The organism is Bradyrhizobium sp. CCBAU 25360 (genome assembly GCF_028128695.1).
Lineage (GTDB): Bacteria > Pseudomonadota > Alphaproteobacteria > Rhizobiales > Xanthobacteraceae > Bradyrhizobium > Bradyrhizobium ottawaense.
This window is the reverse complement of record NZ_LBJA01000037.1, coordinates 141,233-155,553: the sequence shown is the minus strand read 5'-3', so window position 1 is coordinate 155,553 and position 14,321 is coordinate 141,233. Positions and strand designations below refer to the sequence as shown.

Sequence of the window (14,321 nt, the reverse complement as noted above, 5' to 3'; positions counted from 1 at the left end):
TCGTCTCACTTCTGCATGAACGATGCCCAGCGCTTCTCGGCGGCTTCGCCGGCCGGCGATGACCACCAGGCGTAGGACATCAGCGCCTGCTTGGCCGCGTTCGCCGGCTCGCTCGGCAATTGCGCGGCACGTTCGGACTTGATCACGTTGGTTTCAAACGCCTTCGGATTGCCGGGGCCGTAGTCGATGTGGAGCGGCAGATTGGCCTGGTGCACGGGATCGACGGCCTCGTTGAGGAATTTCAACGCGGTGTCGAGATTCGGCGCGCCCTTGAGAATGCAGAGCGAGGTGCTCTGAAGGACGCCCTGATTGTAGGTGAAGGCAACCTTGGCGCCTTCCTTGGCGACCGCGCTGACTCGGCCGTTCCAGGCCATCTCCATGTCGACCTCGCCGTCGTTGAGCAGTTGCGCCGACTGCGCACCCGAAGTCCACCACACCGTGATGTGCGGCTTGATCTCCTCGAGCTTCTTGAAGGCGCGATCGACGTCGAGCGGATAGAGCTTGTCCGGCGCGACACCGTCAGCCATCAATGCGGCCTCAAGCGTGGCGAACGGGTGGTTGCGCAGGGCGCGGCGGCCGGGGAATTTCTTCACGTCCCAGAAATCTGCCCAGCTGTTCGGCGCGTCCTTCGGGAACGTCTTCTGGCTGTAGGACAGCACGCTGGAATAGAACTCGTAGGAGATCGAATAGGGACTGCGATAGGCTTCCGGCATCGCCGCGCCGTTGGGAATCTTCGAGAAGTCGAGCTTCTCGATCAGCCCCTGCTCGCCGCCACGCAGGCAGTTGCCGGTGGGCGTGTCGACGACATCCCAGATCGGCCTGCCGCTGCCGACCTGGGTTTTGATCGCGGGCCAGGCGTCGGGAATCGAGTCCTGGTTGATGGTGATGCCGAGCTTCTTGGCGGTGGGATCCAGGATCGCCACCGTCTGCGCCTGCTGGTAGGCGCCGCCTTGCGAGACGAAGGTGATTTGGTCGGCGGCATCGGCCGCACCGGCAAATCCGATTGCGCCGAGCAGCGCGCAGCCCAGTCCAAACTTCTGCTTCATCGTCATCCTCGCCTCCTCCAAAAGAATCTCACTGACCGATCGCATCGAGAAACTGATACCAGCCGGCGACCATGCGCACCGCGGGCTCGCGCAGCGGATAGAACGGAATGGGCCTCATGCCCCTGACATCGAGCAGCCCGACATCGGGGCTCTCGCCGCGCACGAGGGCTGCGAGATAGCGGCCCATCAGGCTCGACATCGCAACGCCCGCGCCATTGTAGCCCAGCGAGACCAGCGTGCGGTCGTCGATCCGGCCGATATGGGGCACCGAGTCCAGCGTCATCGCGACGAGGCCAGACCATTTGTATGCGAGCGGGACCTCGGCCAAATCCGGAAAGATTCCGACCATCGCCTTGCGCAGCGCGTCGAAGGCGGCTTGCGAGTCCTGCTTGCCGAAGGCGCCGCGGCCGCCGAAGATCACGCGGTTATCGACCATGCGGAACCAGCGCATCATGCGCTTGGTCTCGGTGTAGGTCCGCCCCGTCGGCATCAGCTTTCCAGCGAGATTGCGCGGCAGCTGTTCGGTCGCAACCATGGCGCTGCGGAACGGGATCAACGTGCGCTGCATATGTGCGGTGGCGCCAGTCAGATCGGAATAGCTGTTGGTGGCGATGATCGCCTGTTTGGCACGCACGGCGCCTTGCGGCGTCTCGGCGACAATACCGTTCTTCTCGCGCCGCAGCTTGACGACCGGGGATTCCTGGAAGATCGGAACACCACGGCGCGCCACGCCGTCGGCGAGGCCCCGCAGATAATTCAGCGGATGGATGCCGCCAGAGCCGGGATTGAGCACGCCGCCGACAAAGATGTCGGAGCCGGTCTCTTCGCGCACTTCGCGCTTGTTGAGGATGCGGACCTCGGCAGAACCCATCTCACGCGTCATCCAGTTGGCCTCGTCGATCGCGGCCTTCAGCGTCGTCTGGTTATGCGCGGCCTTGACCTGTCCGGTGCGCGTCAGGTTCGCACTGGTAATGCCGAATTCGGACACCAGCTCCTCGACCATGTCGGTCGATTCATGCGCGATCTCGTACATGCGCTTCGCCATGGCGCGGCCATGCGCGGCATCGATCTCGCGGAACGACAGACGAAACTTTGCGGTGATCACGCCTCCGTTGCGTCCGCTGGCGCCCCAACCGGGGCGGTTGGCTTCGAGCACGATTGGCGATGCGCTGTCCTTGGCGATGTGGTGCGCGGCGGACAGGCCGGTGTAGCCCGCGCCGATGATCACCACATCCGCCTTGTGTTCGTCCGACAGCACGGGAAAGTCGCGTGCCGGCTCCGCGGTGGCTTCCCACAGCGAGTTGACCGATGGCAATGCGCTCCAGTCGCGTGTCATGCCGGCGCTCACGGATTTACGCCGCCGGCCCGATGGCGGCGTCGGCCAGTGCCTTCAAGGTCGGGAAATGGAAGTCCGGCTTGGTCAGCGTCTCCACCGCCGGCGTGCCGCCGAAACCAGCGACGCCCTGGCGGCGCTCGATCCAGCACACCTTGTAGCCGAGTTTCCGCGCGATCCCGATGTCGTGGTACTGGCTCTGGGCGACATGCAGAATGTCGGACTGCTTGTAGCCGAACGCCGACTGACGCCCCCTGTTGTAGGCGAAGAATTCCGGATTGGGCTTTGCCACGCCGGTGTCGTCGGCACAGACGGTGTCGTCGAAGGGATCGCCGAGCGCGTGCGCGTAGGCGGACAGCGCGACACGGTCGGCATTGGTCATTGCGACCAGGCGGAATTTCGTGCGCAGGCGCTTAAGCGCCTCGGCCGAATCCGCGAACGGCCCCCAGCGTAGCACCGAGAGCTGGAAGGTGTCGCACGACGCGTCGTCGGACGGCAGTCCGACCTCCTTGGCCAGATGGCGGTAGACGTGGAACATCGCCTCGCTGGAGCGCTCGTAGTGCTTGTCGCGGCCGCGCTTGTAGGGCTCGAATATCTGCTCGTCGCTGAGCTCGGCCGGCGTCTTGCCCGAGATCTTGCGCACCGCTGCGAGCACGCCGGCCTCGAAATCGATCAAGGTGCCGACGACGTCGAAGGTGAGGACCTTGAAATTGCTGAACGCGGCTTGGGTCGACATATCGGTTTCTTCTTTCGGTTGGACAAGGCTTGAGTTCAGTCCTTCATCTTCGGCACGACGATGGTGTCCTGGGGATGAAGGGTGACGGTGAGGCTGCCGCCGAGCGGCGGGATGCGGCTGTAGGCCTGATGATAGCTCGGCTGGCGCAAGCTGAGCGCGATGCCGTCAGCGAGCGCCAGGAAGATGCGCAGGCTCTCGCCCTGATAGACGATATCGGTGACCGTGCCGGTGAGCCGGTTGCAGGCGGCATCCTGTGCGCCATCGTCGATCAGCAGCTTTTCGCTGTGCACGGCCAGCATCAGCGCATCGCCGTCGGGGATGGCGCGGGCGCTACGCAGCAGCGCGTTGCCGAGCGCGACGCTGGTGGCATCGACACGGCGCACCGACAGCATCGTGGCTTCACCGATGAAGCTCGCGACGAAGGAATCGGCGGGATGGTCATGCAGCCGCGCGGGCTCGTCGATCTGGATCAGCCTGCCGTCCTTCATCACCGCGACACGGTCGCTCATGGTCAGCGCCTCGCGCTGGTCGTGGGTGACGTAGATGATGGTGGCGCCGATTCGCCGGTGCAGCGCGCGCAGTTCGATCTGCATGGATTCGCGCAGCTGCTTGTCGAGCGCGGAGAGCGGCTCGTCCATCAGGATCAGCCGCGGCTCGAAGATCATGGCGCGGGCGAGCGCGACGCGCTGGCGTTGGCCGCCGGAGAGCTGCGCGATGCCGCGCTCCTCGTAGCCGGCGAGGCCGACCATCGCGAGCGCCGCGCGCACCTTGTCGGGCCAGCTTGCCTTCGGCAAGCGACGTGCACGCAAGGGAAAGGCGACATTCTCGCCGACGCTCATATGCGGGAACAGCGCATAGTTCTGGAAGACGACGCCGATGTCGCGCTTGTGCGGCGGCATGTAAGTGACGTCGCGACCGCCGAACAGGATCGTGCCAGTCGTAGGCAGGATGAAGCCGCCCAAGATGCCAAGCAGCGTGGTTTTGCCGGAACCGGAGGGACCGAGCAGCGAGACGAACTCGCCGGCGCCGACATTGAGGGAGACGTCGTCGAGAGCGCGAACGGCGCCGTACGCCTTGCTCGCGGACCGGATCTCGACGCTTTCCGCTCGTCTGTCCAACGATCGCCCTCGCCTCGTTCCCTGTCATGACGTGCCTCACTGCGCGCCATAAGCCTGCTTTATAGACAGCATCCCGGAGCAATCGCGGGTACAGCGTGCGCCGCACCAAAACTGTCTCCCGAACGCCCTGTCTTTAGGCTGTGACACGAATGACACCAGACTTGGCAAAACTCGGCAATTGCCAAATTCTCACTGCGCCCATAACATGACGTTATGCCCGAGCTGCGCAGGATGCTGCCCTCAAGTAACGCCCTGTTCGTCTTTGACGCAGCAGCGCGCAATGGCAGCTTCACGGCGGCTGCCGCCGAACTCAACGTCACGCAGCCGGCGGTAAGCCGGATGCTCGGACAATTCGAGGAGCATCTCGGCGTTCGCCTGTTCGACCGCAAGGCGGGCCGCGCGGTGCTCACCGAGGAAGGCGAGCAGCTCTATCGCCGCGTGCTCGAAGGCTTTCGCAGCATCGAGAACGGCCTCGTCGAGATCGAGCGGCGCCGCAAGGGCACCGAGACCGTGACGCTGTCGGTCTCCTCTGCCTTTACCACGCACTGGCTGATGCCGCGCATCGACAAACTCCAGAAGCAGTTTCCCCAGGTCGATCTGCGCTTCCAGCTGATCTCCGGCGCATTACGCGGGCCGGTGGAGAACGTCGATCTCGGCATGCGCTTCCGCGATCGCGACGAGCCGTCGTCCGGCGGCACGCTGGTGATGAAGGAAGTGATGCTGCCGATGTGCAGCCCGACCTATCTCGGCGCGACCGATCCCACCGAGGGCAACACCATCATCCGCCTCGCCGAGACGCCGGGCGACTGGGCCGCGGATTACGCATCACTGCTCACCGGTCGTCGCGGTGCGGCCAAGGGGCTCAGCTTCACCGATTATGCCGTCGTGATGCAGGCCGCCCTGCTCGGCCAAGGCATCGCGCTCGGCTGGCTGACGGTCGCCTCGCATTGGCTCCTGACAGGCGCGCTGGTGCCGGCCTCCGATACACTCACCACCACGCGCCGTCTCTGCGAGTTCCTGCCGCCACGCAACCGGCCCATGCGGCCCATTGCCGCCGAGATCCGGGATTGGATCATCGCGCAAATGCGGATCGAGCTGGCTGCAATCGATCGGCAATATCCACGACTTGGCTTGATGCCTGCGTGCTACTGAGCTTTCAGGTGGATTTGCCTTCCTGACCGTCGGCTCGCCCGAGCGAATGAGCCGGCTGGCTCAGGTCGCTGTCCAAAGGTACGAACAAGCAGGCAACCGTCAGCTCCTATCGCAAAGCTCCGGCCATCTGGCGATCGACGTCAGCAAGCAGGCTTCAACTTTTCTGCGATCCACAATGAGCCCTCATTTCAAGCGGAGGGCTTGGGCGTTGGAGCGGGTGAAGGGAATCGAACCCTCGTATTCAGCTTGGAAGGCTGCTGCTCTACCATTGAGCTACACCCGCGTTACGGGCTCCCTAACACGGCCGGGCGGCGGTCTCAACTGTTCAGGAGGTCGCTTTCCGGCCGTCCTGAGCCTTGCGAATCGCGCCCGGTTCCTTCCGACCCGCCGCCTCTTAACAGCGGCGGCAATGCCGCCTATATTGAAATCTTCCGAAACCAACGAAAGGAGGTGATCCAGTGTCTCTTACCAAGCGCTGTCACCTCGCTGGGATCGCCCGCTAAGCTTTGAACAAGGCTTGGCATCGGGGCGCTCTCAGCCCTGGACCAGCGAGCAAGAAATCGGGCGCGACGGGGCTTCCCCGCCGCGCCTTTTTCGTCCGCCGGCGCCGCTCAGTCCGGCGGCTCGCCCGCAAGCACCTCGCGTATCTTCTGCGACAGCTCCGACTTCCGATAGGGCTTCCTGAGCAGCGCCACACCGGGATCGAGATGTCCTCCGTGGACGATGGCATCGTCGGTGTAGCCGGAGGTATAGAGCACCCTTGCTCCCGGCCGCCGGAGCCGGATCGCGTCGGCCAATTCCCGCCCGTTCATGCCGCCGGGCATGATGATGTCCGTGAACAGCAGATCGAATTTGGCGCCCTGGTCGACCAGCGCCAGTGCGGAGGCGCCGTCGCCTGCCACCAGCGTGCGATAGCCGAGGCTGCCGAGCCGGGCGATGACATAGCCCTGCACCAGCGGATCGTCCTCGACCACGAGGATCGTTTCGTGCCCGCGTGCCGTGTCGAGCGCCTGGACCGGCGCGGTCCTGGCCGGCGCCTCGCCCTTCGACCGCGGCAGGAACAGCCGCATCACCGTGCCGCGCCCCTCCTCGCTCTCGACCGCGACGGTGCCGCCGGTCTGCTTGGCAAAGCCGTAGACCATGCTGAGCCCGAGGCCGGTGCCGCGGCCGACGCCCTTGGTGGTGAAGAACGGCTCGAACACGTGCTCGCGGATGTCGGCGGGGATGCCGTGGCCGGTGTCGGCGACCGCGACCATCACGAAGGCGCCGCGCATGGCATCGCCGTCGCCCGCAGCGTCGGTGTCGTCGAGCTCGCGGTTCGCGGTCTCGATCGTGAGCTTGCCCCCGCCCGGCATCGCGTCGCGCGCGTTGACGGCGAGGTTGACGATCGCGGAGGAGAGCTGCGATGGATCGGCCATCGCGGACCACGCATCGTCGGCGAGCCGGGTCACGATCTCGATATGGGCGCCGAGGATCGGCCTCAGCAGTTTAGCGGTCTCGATCACGAGGGCGTTGACGTCGATCTCGCGCGGCTCCAGCGGCTGGCGGCGCGCGAAGGTCAGGAGCTGCGAGGTGATCTCCGCGCCGCGCGCGGCCGCATCGTCGATCAGCTGCGCGATCGCGGCGAATTCGGGCTTGTCCGCAAGCCCCTCCTGGATGATCTCGATGGTGCCGGTGATGACCGTGAGCACATTGTTGAAGTCGTGCGCGACGCCGCCGGTGAGCTGGCCGATCGCATCCATCTTCTGGGATTGGCGCAGCCGCTCCTCGGTCTCGTGCTGCTCGGTGAGATCGGTCGCGGAGCCGCGATAACCCATGAAGCTTCCGTCGGCAGCGAAGACCGGCTGGCCGTTGACGCTGAAATGATGCATCCGCCCCGTGGTGTCGCGGCCGCGATATTCGAACTTCCGGAACGGCTCATGGCGGTCCAGCATCGCCATGTGCGCGCGCCATTTCTCGGGCTCGGCGTCGCAGCCGGACGCGGCATCGGTGCGGCGCTTGCCGATCAGCGCCTTGTTGTCCATGCTGAAGGCACCGGCCCGGTCGGAAATGTAGGTGAACCGATGGTCCGGTCCGGTCTCCCAGAACCAGTCGGACGCGGTCTCGGCATAGTCGCGGAAACGCTCTTCACTCGCACGCGCGTCCTCTTCGGCGCGCCGGCGGACCTTGAGGTCGCGCTCGAGATTTGCATTGGCCTCGCGCAGCTCGCCATAGGCCCGCTGGAGGTTCGCGCACATCGCGTTGAAGGCGTCGATGACCTTGTCCAGCTCGTCGGCATCGTAGGGCGGCCGGCGCTCCAGGCGCAAAGGCGGCGGCGGCCGCGCAAGGCTGTATTTGCTGACGAAGTCTGCGATGGCGACCAGATGCCGCGTCACCAGCAGATGGAACATGTAGATGATGAACAGCGAGACGAGGAACGTCTTGGCCGCCTGGCTTGCCAGGATCACCAGCGCGCGGTTCAGCAGATGCTGGTAGACGTCGGTCAGCGTCGCCTCGACATGGAGCACGCCGATCTCGCGTGCGGTCCCCTGCACATTGGTGTTCAGCGGATAGTCGCGCGTCACGACCGAGCGGGTGCTCGGCTCGCCGATGGCGAGACGGATCGGATTGGGACGGTCGTCAACCTCGCGCACCTCGGCGGCGCGGATGTCGGGCAGCCGCAGGATACCGTCGAGCTGGAGCTTGAGCTGGTTCTGGTCGAGATTCCACAGGCTCTCGCCGAGACTGCCGGTGGTGCTGCGGCCGATCTCGTCGAGCCTGGTCTCGATGAGGCCGACCTCGCGATCATAATCGAGATAGAGCTGGAGCGCAGTCAACGTCAGCGTCACGACCGAAGAGAACAGCAGCACGGCGGCGAGCAGGCGCGGCCCGACGCCGCTGCGCGACCAGTTGAAGAGCCGGGACAGCAGCGCGGCGAACATCGAAGGCGCGAGCGCGGTGCCGATCAAATCCTGCTTCGCAGCCGCCGGTGCAACGGCGCGGCCGCGATTGGAGTCCTCGTCACCAGCCTTGGCCATGCACCACATCCCCGGAAACGGCGGCACGCTGCGGCCGAGCGGTCGCAGCCTCGAGCATTTCGATCGTCGAGACTTCCCCTTCCCGCGATGCGCGCGGCGATCCCGTCGGCCGATTTCCTGTCAACCCCTGGGCGGCTTGAGGTCGGCGGGGTCATATCTTGCGTCCGCTAGCAGGATTGTCGCGCAAACTACCACTTCGCGTGGTAGAATGACATCGGTGAAAGTCCGGACGTCGCCTGCACCTCGGGCGGGGCAGTGACCTCTATGGCCTCGCGCAGGCGCCGTCTCCGGTAGATCGGCGGACATCGGAATCCAGCGGTAGCTTCGGGCAACGAGGAGGCGCGTCATGTGGCGGATTATCGTCGCCTGCCTGTCACTGCTTGCAAGCGGTCCATCGCCGGCGCAGGAGGTCATCCGGCTGGCGCGCATCGCAGACATCCCCGATCAATATGTCGGCGGCGAGATGTTGCGGGCCGTTTACGCCAGGCTGAACATCAGGCTGGAGTTCGAGGACGTCCCCGGCAAGCGCGCGCTCGCGCTGTCGAGCGCCGGCGCGGTCGACGGCGAGATCCAGCGCATCGGATCGCTCTCGCGCGACTACCCGACGCTGGTCCAGGTCACGCCGGCGATCAACTATATCGAGCCGGCGGTGTTTGCGACGAAATTCCGGTTCGACGTCGCCGGCTGGGACTCGATCAGGGACTACAGCATCGGCATCGTCCGCGGCGTCGGCTCCTCGGAGGCCGGCACGCGCGGCATGGCCCGCGTCACGGCGACCACTGGCCTCGACAACATGGTCAGGATGCTCGATGCCGATCGTTTCGACGTGATGGTCACCGACCTCTTCAGCGGGCTCGCCGCGGTGCGCAAACTCAATCTGCAGGCCAGGATCCACCCGCTCTCGCCGCCGCTCGAGCGCATCCACATCTACCATTACCTGCACGAACGCCATCGCGATCTCGTGCCGAAGGTAGGCAAGGCGATCGCCCAGATGGAGGCGAGCGGCGAATTGGCGGCGCTGCGCGAGGCCCTGGTCAAGCAGGTCTTGAACGCCCCGTAACGGGCCGCCGGCTCAGCCCGTGCGAAGCCTCTCGCGCAAGGCGACGGCGGCGATCAGCATGCCGACGCACCAGGCCACGACGGCGCGGTGGGGCTCCCCGCCGAGCAGCACCGTGAAGATGCTCGTCAGCAGGCACGGCACGATGACCTTGCCCGTCCGGCTCGTCAGTGCGAGCAGGAACGGCATCGCCGCGATCGATATTTGCAGGACGTCCATATGGGACATCGGGCGCGAGGCTTCAGAAGCCGCAAACACCGAGCGCGCGCGGCCGCTTGCCGCGCCGGCTTTCGACGATGCGCTCGCCGCCATTCTCGGCCGAACTGCCGTAATAGCGGTGATGGCCGCTTTGGTCGTGCAGATCGGCCGTCTGAGATTGTCCGGCGCGACGTGCGTCGCAGATGATCTTGATGTGACCCGACATTGCCGCCTCCAGCAGAAATCTTGTTGTTGTGGTCATCAGTCGCGACCACTTCCGGCGGCGTTCACACGGCAACGCCGCAATCGGGTTTCAGGACGGTTTCGTCGCGGCCCGGCCACGCAATATCTTATGCTTGAATTTATTTTGGGGATTGTCGGCATCGCCTGCGGTGCTACGTCCTCTGGGATCGGTGCAGAAAAACAACGAGGTGACGATGCTGTACGCCATCCTGGCCTACCACGTGGAAGACGAGATCCTGTCCTGGACGCCTGAGCAGGACGCCGCAGTCGTGGCCAAGGTCATCGAGGTTCAGGCCCCCTTGCGGGCCAGCGGGCAGTTCGGGCCGGCCGCCCGTCTGGATGAGACCCGAAAGGCCCGCACCTTGCGCGGCCCCGGCGCGGGCATGGTGCTGGACGGCCCGTTTGCGGAGACCAAGGAGCAGCTTCTGGGCTTCCACCTGATGGAATGCGCCAGCGAGGAGGAGGCGATCGCGGCGGCGCGGAAACTGCGTGCGGTCAACCCGACTGCGGTTTACGAAATCCGCCCGGTCAAGCTTTACGTGCCGGCCGATGGGTTCGGGGCGACGTCCGGGTGAGGCACGGCCTCACGCGCCCGGCCCGGTCCGCGCACCGTAGAAGCGCTGGATCGCGAGCCCGCCGAAGGCGATGAACCAGACGAAAGGCGCGATATGCGGAGCGAACGCCGCCACGATCGTGCCCGGGATGAACACCAGGAGCGGAAACAGCGAGGCCATGATCTCCTGGCGCCAGCCGCCGAGGATCGTCCACCACAGCCAGGCATTGAGGCCGGCGATCGCGGTCAGGTGCAGCCCGTAGAGCACCGCAACCGCACTGCTCATGCTGTAATTGGTGTAGAGGCCGTTGGTGACAGGCAGCAGAACGATCGAGAGCAGGAAGAACAGGTTGAGGATCACGGCGCCGCGGCTGCCGACCGGTTGGCGCGCCAGCCGCCGGTGATGGCTGATCCAGAACACGCCGGCGATGATGAAGCTGAGGGCAAGGCCGGCGAGCTTGCCGGAATAGACGTGGGCGAGATCGCTCCAGTCGGGCACGCTGGTGAAGACCGCAGCTTTGGGCAGGTCGTAGGCCAACAGCGTCATGGCGACACCGAAAATGGTGTTGCTGAGCGATTCCAGCCGCCGCATCTCGAACTGGTCGGATTTGAGCTCGGTCATGCCGGGTGCGCTTTTCGGACTGGAACCTGTGGGCGTCTTTCCCCTAAATCCTAAACCCGGTCCCGTCCAGCCGCATTGCGATTCGCGACGGGATCGCCGACTCTCGCCCTTTCACCGGGGCGATTCGTGGCGACATATCTGGACACGCTCAATGCGGAGCAGCGCCGCGCCGTCGAGCATGGCGTGGCCGATGGCGCGACCGTGGGCGCTCCCCTGCTGGTGATTGCCGGCGCCGGCTCCGGCAAGACCAACACGCTGGCCCATCGCGTCGCGCATCTGATCGTCGCCGGCGCCGATCCACGCCGCATCCTGTTGATGACCTTCTCCCGCCGCGCGGCGGCCGAGATGGCCGGCCGGGTCGAGCGCATCGCCCGCAAGGTGCTGGGCGAGAACAACGCCGCCATCATGCGCGATGCGCTCAGCTGGGCCGGCACCTTCCATGGCATCGGCGCGCGTCTGCTCCGCGAATATGCCGAACGGATCGGCGTCGATCCCGCCTTCACCATCCACGACCGCGAGGATTCCGCCGACCTGATGAACCTGGTCCGGCACGAGCGCGGCCTGTCGAAGACCGAGAGCCGCTTCCCCGCCAAGGGCACGTGCCTGTCGATCTACTCGCGCTGCGTCAACGCCGAGATGGAGATCGAGAAGGTGCTGGGGGTGCACTATCCCTGGTGCGCCGGCTGGGCCGCCGAGTTGAAGGGCCTGTTCGCGGCCTATGTCGAGGCCAAGCAGGCCCAGCACGTGCTCGATTACGACGATTTGTTGCTGTACTGGTCGCAGATGATGAGCGATGCGCTGATCGCCGAGGAGATCGGCGGCCGCTTCGATCACGTGCTGGTCGACGAATACCAGGACACCAACCGCCTGCAATCCTCAATCCTCCTGGCGCTCAAGCCCGACGGACGCGGGCTCACCGTGGTCGGCGACGACGCTCAGTCGATCTATTCGTTCCGCGCCGCCACCGTGCGCAACATCCTGGATTTCCCGCAGAGCTTCTCGCCCCGCGCCGAGATGATCACGCTCGATCGCAACTATCGCTCGACGCAGACCGTGCTGGCGGCGGCCAACGGCGTCATCGGGCTCGCGCGCGAGCGCTTCACCAAAAATCTGTGGACCGACCGCACCGCCTCGCATAAGCCGCAGCTCGTCACCGTGCACGATGAGGCCGACCAGGCGCGCTACATCGTCGAAGCGGTGCTGGCGAACCGCGAGCAAGGCGCGCTGCTCAAGCACCAGGCGGTGCTGTTCCGAACGTCCTCGCATTCAGGCCCGCTCGAGATCGAGCTGACCCGCCGCAACATTCCGTTCGTCAAGTTCGGCGGGCTGAAATTCCTCGACGCCGCGCACGTCAAGGACGTGCTGGCGCTGCTGCGCTTTGCCGAGAACCCGCGCGACCGCGTCGCCGGTTTCCGCATTTTGCATCTGTTGCCGGGCGTCGGCCCCGCGACCGCGCAGCGCGTGCTCGACCAGATGGCGGAAAGCACCGATCCGCTCGCCGCACTCGGCCAGCTCCCGGTGCCCGCGCGCACCGGCGCCGACTGGACCGACTTCGTCCGCACCGTCGGGAATTTGCGCTATTCGGAATGGCCGGTCGATCTCGAACGCGTGCGGCTCTGGTACGAGCCGCATCTCGATCGCCTCCACGAAGATTCCGAGACGCGCCGCGCCGATCTGATGCAGCTCGAGCAGATCGCCAGCGGCTATGCCTCTCGCGAGAAATTTTTGACCGAGCTCACGCTCGACCCGCCGGACGCGACCAGCGACAAATCCGGCCCGCCCTTGCGCGACGAGGACTATCTGATCCTGTCCACCATCCACTCCGCCAAGGGCCAGGAATGGAAGTCGGTGTTCGTGCTCAACGTCGTCGACGGCTGCATGCCGTCCGACCTCGGCGCCGGCACCAGCGCCGAGCTCGAGGAGGAGCGACGCCTGCTCTATGTCGCGATGACCCGCGCCAAGGACGATCTGCACCTCGTGGTGCCCCAGCGCTTCTTCACCCACGGCCAGCAAGCCAAGGGCGACCGCCACGTCTACGCCTCGCGCACCCGCTTCATTCCGGAGCAGCTGGTCTACCTGTTCGAGCGCACCGCCTGGCCAAAGGCAGCAAGCGGCGCGGCCCGCACCGCGGCGCAGGGGCCGAAGGTCGACATCGGCGCGCGTATGCGCGGGATGTGGCGGTAGACACAAGAGGCTCGTGTCGGGACCTGTCAGGATAACCGGAACAACAGAGGTCCGACATGAAAGCCGTCGTCGTCGAGCAATACGCACCGATCGATCAGATCGAACTGAAGGACGTCCCGCCGCCGTCCATGGAACCGGGACAATTGCGCATCCGCGTGGAAGCTGCCGGGATCGGCTTCGTCGACGGCTTGAAGATCGAGGGACGCTATCAGACCAAAGATCCCCTGCCCTTCATTCCCGGGACGGAGTTCGCGGGCGTGGTGACGGACGCGCCCGGCGCACCCGGCGGCTATCAGCCCGGCATGCGCGTGATGGGGATGACGCGCGCGGGCGCGCTTGCCGAAGAGATCGTCGTCAGACCCGAAGCGCTCCATCCCCTGCCCGACGGTGTCGCGGCCGAAGTCGCCGCCTCGTTTCGCGCCAATTATCTGACCGCCCTCTATGCGCTCAGCTCACGCGCCATGCTGGTCGCAGGGGAACAGCTTCTGGTGCTGGGCGCAGCTGGCGGCACCGGAATTGCGGCAGTCCAGATCGGCAAGCTGCTTGGCGCCCGTGTGATCGCAGCAGCATCGACACCGGACAAGCGCGCGTTCGCGCTGGCGCACGGCGCCGACGCTGTGATCGACTACACGCAGACTGGCTGGCGCGACACACTGAAGGAATTGACGGGAGGACACGGCGCTGACGTGATCTTCGACCCCGTCGGCGGCGAGATCTCGGTGCAGGCCTTTCGCTCCATCGCCTGGCGCGGCCGTCATCTCGTGGTCGGTTTTGCCGCCGGCGCGATCCCCGCGCTACCGTTCAACCTGCCCCTGCTGAAGGGCGGCGCCCTGCTCGGTGTCGACCTCGCACAGATCCCGTTGCGCGAGCCCGACGTGCAGAAACGCCTGATGTTGCAGTTGACGGGCTGGCTTGCCGACGGCCAGCTGAAGCCTGTGGTCGGTCGCGTCTTCGCGCTGGGCGATTTCCGGGAAGCGTTCAGGACCATGCAAACGCGCGGGGCGCTCGGCAAGATGGTCGTGCGCATCTCGACATAGGACGCACGAGCGGCGCGAGGGCGTC

13 protein-coding genes and 1 tRNA gene are annotated in these 14,321 nt (G+C 65.6%); 5 read left to right on the top strand and 9 right to left on the bottom strand.

Annotated features, from left to right (window positions below; all coding sequences use genetic code 11):
* Positions 1–5 precede the first annotated feature (5 nt).
* From XH81_RS14970 to XH81_RS14955, 4 genes are read right to left on the bottom strand one after another with little or no spacing between them, the layout of a single operon-like run.
* Positions 6–1,052 (bottom strand): ABC transporter substrate-binding protein, encoded by a 1,047-nt coding sequence (locus XH81_RS14970; RefSeq protein ID WP_028141064.1) that lies wholly within the window; start codon positions 1,050–1,052, stop codon positions 6–8.
* Between the two features lie 22 nt (positions 1,053–1,074).
* Complete coding sequence (locus XH81_RS14965; protein WP_028141065.1) at positions 1,075–2,382, bottom strand: NAD(P)/FAD-dependent oxidoreductase; 1,308 nt, start codon at positions 2,380–2,382, stop codon at positions 1,075–1,077.
* 16 nt (positions 2,383–2,398) lie between these two features.
* Positions 2,399–3,115 (bottom strand): HAD family hydrolase, encoded by a 717-nt coding sequence (locus tag XH81_RS14960; RefSeq protein ID WP_028141066.1) that lies wholly within the window; start codon positions 3,113–3,115, stop codon positions 2,399–2,401.
* A 35-nt stretch (positions 3,116–3,150) separates the two neighbouring features.
* Positions 3,151–4,233, bottom strand: a complete 1,083-nt coding sequence (locus XH81_RS14955) for an ABC transporter ATP-binding protein (RefSeq protein WP_028141067.1) — start codon at positions 4,231–4,233, stop codon at positions 3,151–3,153.
* 213 nt (positions 4,234–4,446) lie between these two features.
* Here XH81_RS14955 and XH81_RS14950 point away from each other — a divergent pair, with 213 nt between their 5' ends.
* Positions 4,447–5,385 carry a LysR family transcriptional regulator gene (locus XH81_RS14950; RefSeq protein ID WP_028141068.1) on the top strand — a complete coding sequence of 313 codons (939 nt, stop codon included), beginning with the start codon at positions 4,447–4,449 and terminating at the stop codon, positions 5,383–5,385.
* Positions 5,386–5,594: 209 nt separating this feature from the next.
* On the opposite strand, the gene XH81_RS14945 is transcribed toward XH81_RS14950, so the two are convergent.
* Both XH81_RS14945 and XH81_RS14940 read right to left on the bottom strand, forming a co-directional pair.
* Positions 5,595–5,668, bottom strand: a tRNA-Gly gene (locus XH81_RS14945).
* A gap of 328 nt (positions 5,669–5,996) precedes the next feature.
* Positions 5,997–8,402, bottom strand: coding sequence for an ATP-binding protein (locus XH81_RS14940; protein WP_028141069.1), 2,406 nt, complete (start codon positions 8,400–8,402; stop codon positions 5,997–5,999).
* 346 nt (positions 8,403–8,748) lie between these two features.
* On the opposite strand from XH81_RS14940, the gene XH81_RS14935 reads away from it, so the two are divergent.
* Positions 8,749–9,462: a substrate-binding periplasmic protein gene (locus tag XH81_RS14935; protein ID WP_028141070.1), complete on the top strand. Its 714-nt coding sequence runs from the start codon at positions 8,749–8,751 to the stop codon at positions 9,460–9,462.
* Positions 9,463–9,474: 12 nt separating this feature from the next.
* Here the strand turns inward: XH81_RS14935 and XH81_RS14930 are convergent, their stop codons facing one another.
* A complete protein-coding gene (locus XH81_RS14930) occupies positions 9,475–9,678 on the bottom strand; it encodes a hypothetical protein (protein ID WP_028141071.1) in 204 nt (67 codons plus the stop codon).
* Positions 9,679–9,700: 22 nt separating this feature from the next.
* Positions 9,701–9,883 (bottom strand): hypothetical protein, encoded by a 183-nt coding sequence (locus XH81_RS14925; protein ID WP_038950498.1) that lies wholly within the window; start codon positions 9,881–9,883, stop codon positions 9,701–9,703.
* 211 nt (positions 9,884–10,094) lie between these two features.
* Between XH81_RS14925 and XH81_RS14920 the strand changes: the two genes are divergently transcribed.
* Positions 10,095–10,475: a YciI family protein gene (locus XH81_RS14920; RefSeq protein ID WP_028141072.1), complete on the top strand. Its 381-nt coding sequence runs from the start codon at positions 10,095–10,097 to the stop codon at positions 10,473–10,475.
* Between the two features lie 9 nt (positions 10,476–10,484).
* Here XH81_RS14920 and XH81_RS14915 read toward each other — a convergent pair whose 3' ends face one another.
* Positions 10,485–11,075 carry a TMEM175 family protein gene (locus XH81_RS14915; protein WP_028141073.1) on the bottom strand — a complete coding sequence of 197 codons (591 nt, stop codon included), beginning with the start codon at positions 11,073–11,075 and terminating at the stop codon, positions 10,485–10,487.
* 126 nt (positions 11,076–11,201) lie between these two features.
* Between XH81_RS14915 and XH81_RS14910 the strand changes: the two genes are divergently transcribed.
* The gene (locus XH81_RS14910) at positions 11,202–13,259 is read left to right on the top strand and encodes an ATP-dependent helicase (protein ID WP_028141074.1); all 2,058 of its coding nucleotides are present in this window, start codon (positions 11,202–11,204) and stop codon (positions 13,257–13,259) included.
* 56 nt (positions 13,260–13,315) lie between these two features.
* Positions 13,316–14,296, top strand: a complete 981-nt coding sequence (locus XH81_RS14905) for an NADPH:quinone oxidoreductase family protein (RefSeq protein WP_028141075.1) — start codon at positions 13,316–13,318, stop codon at positions 14,294–14,296.
* Positions 14,297–14,321 lie beyond the last annotated feature (25 nt).

Coding starts and splice junctions, on each gene's coding strand:
- XH81_RS14970 (WP_028141064.1), bottom strand. CDS start 1,052: ATGACGATGAAGCAGAAGTTTGGACTGGGCTGCGCGCTGCTCGGCGCA.
- XH81_RS14965 (WP_028141065.1), bottom strand. CDS start 2,382: ATGACACGCGACTGGAGCGCATTGCCATCGGTCAACTCGCTGTGGGAA.
- XH81_RS14960 (WP_028141066.1), bottom strand. CDS start 3,115: ATGTCGACCCAAGCCGCGTTCAGCAATTTCAAGGTCCTCACCTTCGAC.
- XH81_RS14950 (WP_028141068.1), top strand. CDS start 4,447: ATGCCCGAGCTGCGCAGGATGCTGCCCTCAAGTAACGCCCTGTTCGTC.
- XH81_RS14940 (WP_028141069.1), bottom strand. CDS start 8,402: ATGGCCAAGGCTGGTGACGAGGACTCCAATCGCGGCCGCGCCGTTGCA.
- XH81_RS14935 (WP_028141070.1), top strand. CDS start 8,749: ATGTGGCGGATTATCGTCGCCTGCCTGTCACTGCTTGCAAGCGGTCCA.
- XH81_RS14930 (WP_028141071.1), bottom strand. CDS start 9,678: ATGGACGTCCTGCAAATATCGATCGCGGCGATGCCGTTCCTGCTCGCA.
- XH81_RS14925 (WP_038950498.1), bottom strand. CDS start 9,883: ATGTCGGGTCACATCAAGATCATCTGCGACGCACGTCGCGCCGGACAA.
- XH81_RS14920 (WP_028141072.1), top strand. CDS start 10,095: ATGCTGTACGCCATCCTGGCCTACCACGTGGAAGACGAGATCCTGTCC.
- XH81_RS14915 (WP_028141073.1), bottom strand. CDS start 11,075: ATGACCGAGCTCAAATCCGACCAGTTCGAGATGCGGCGGCTGGAATCG.
- XH81_RS14905 (WP_028141075.1), top strand. CDS start 13,316: ATGAAAGCCGTCGTCGTCGAGCAATACGCACCGATCGATCAGATCGAA.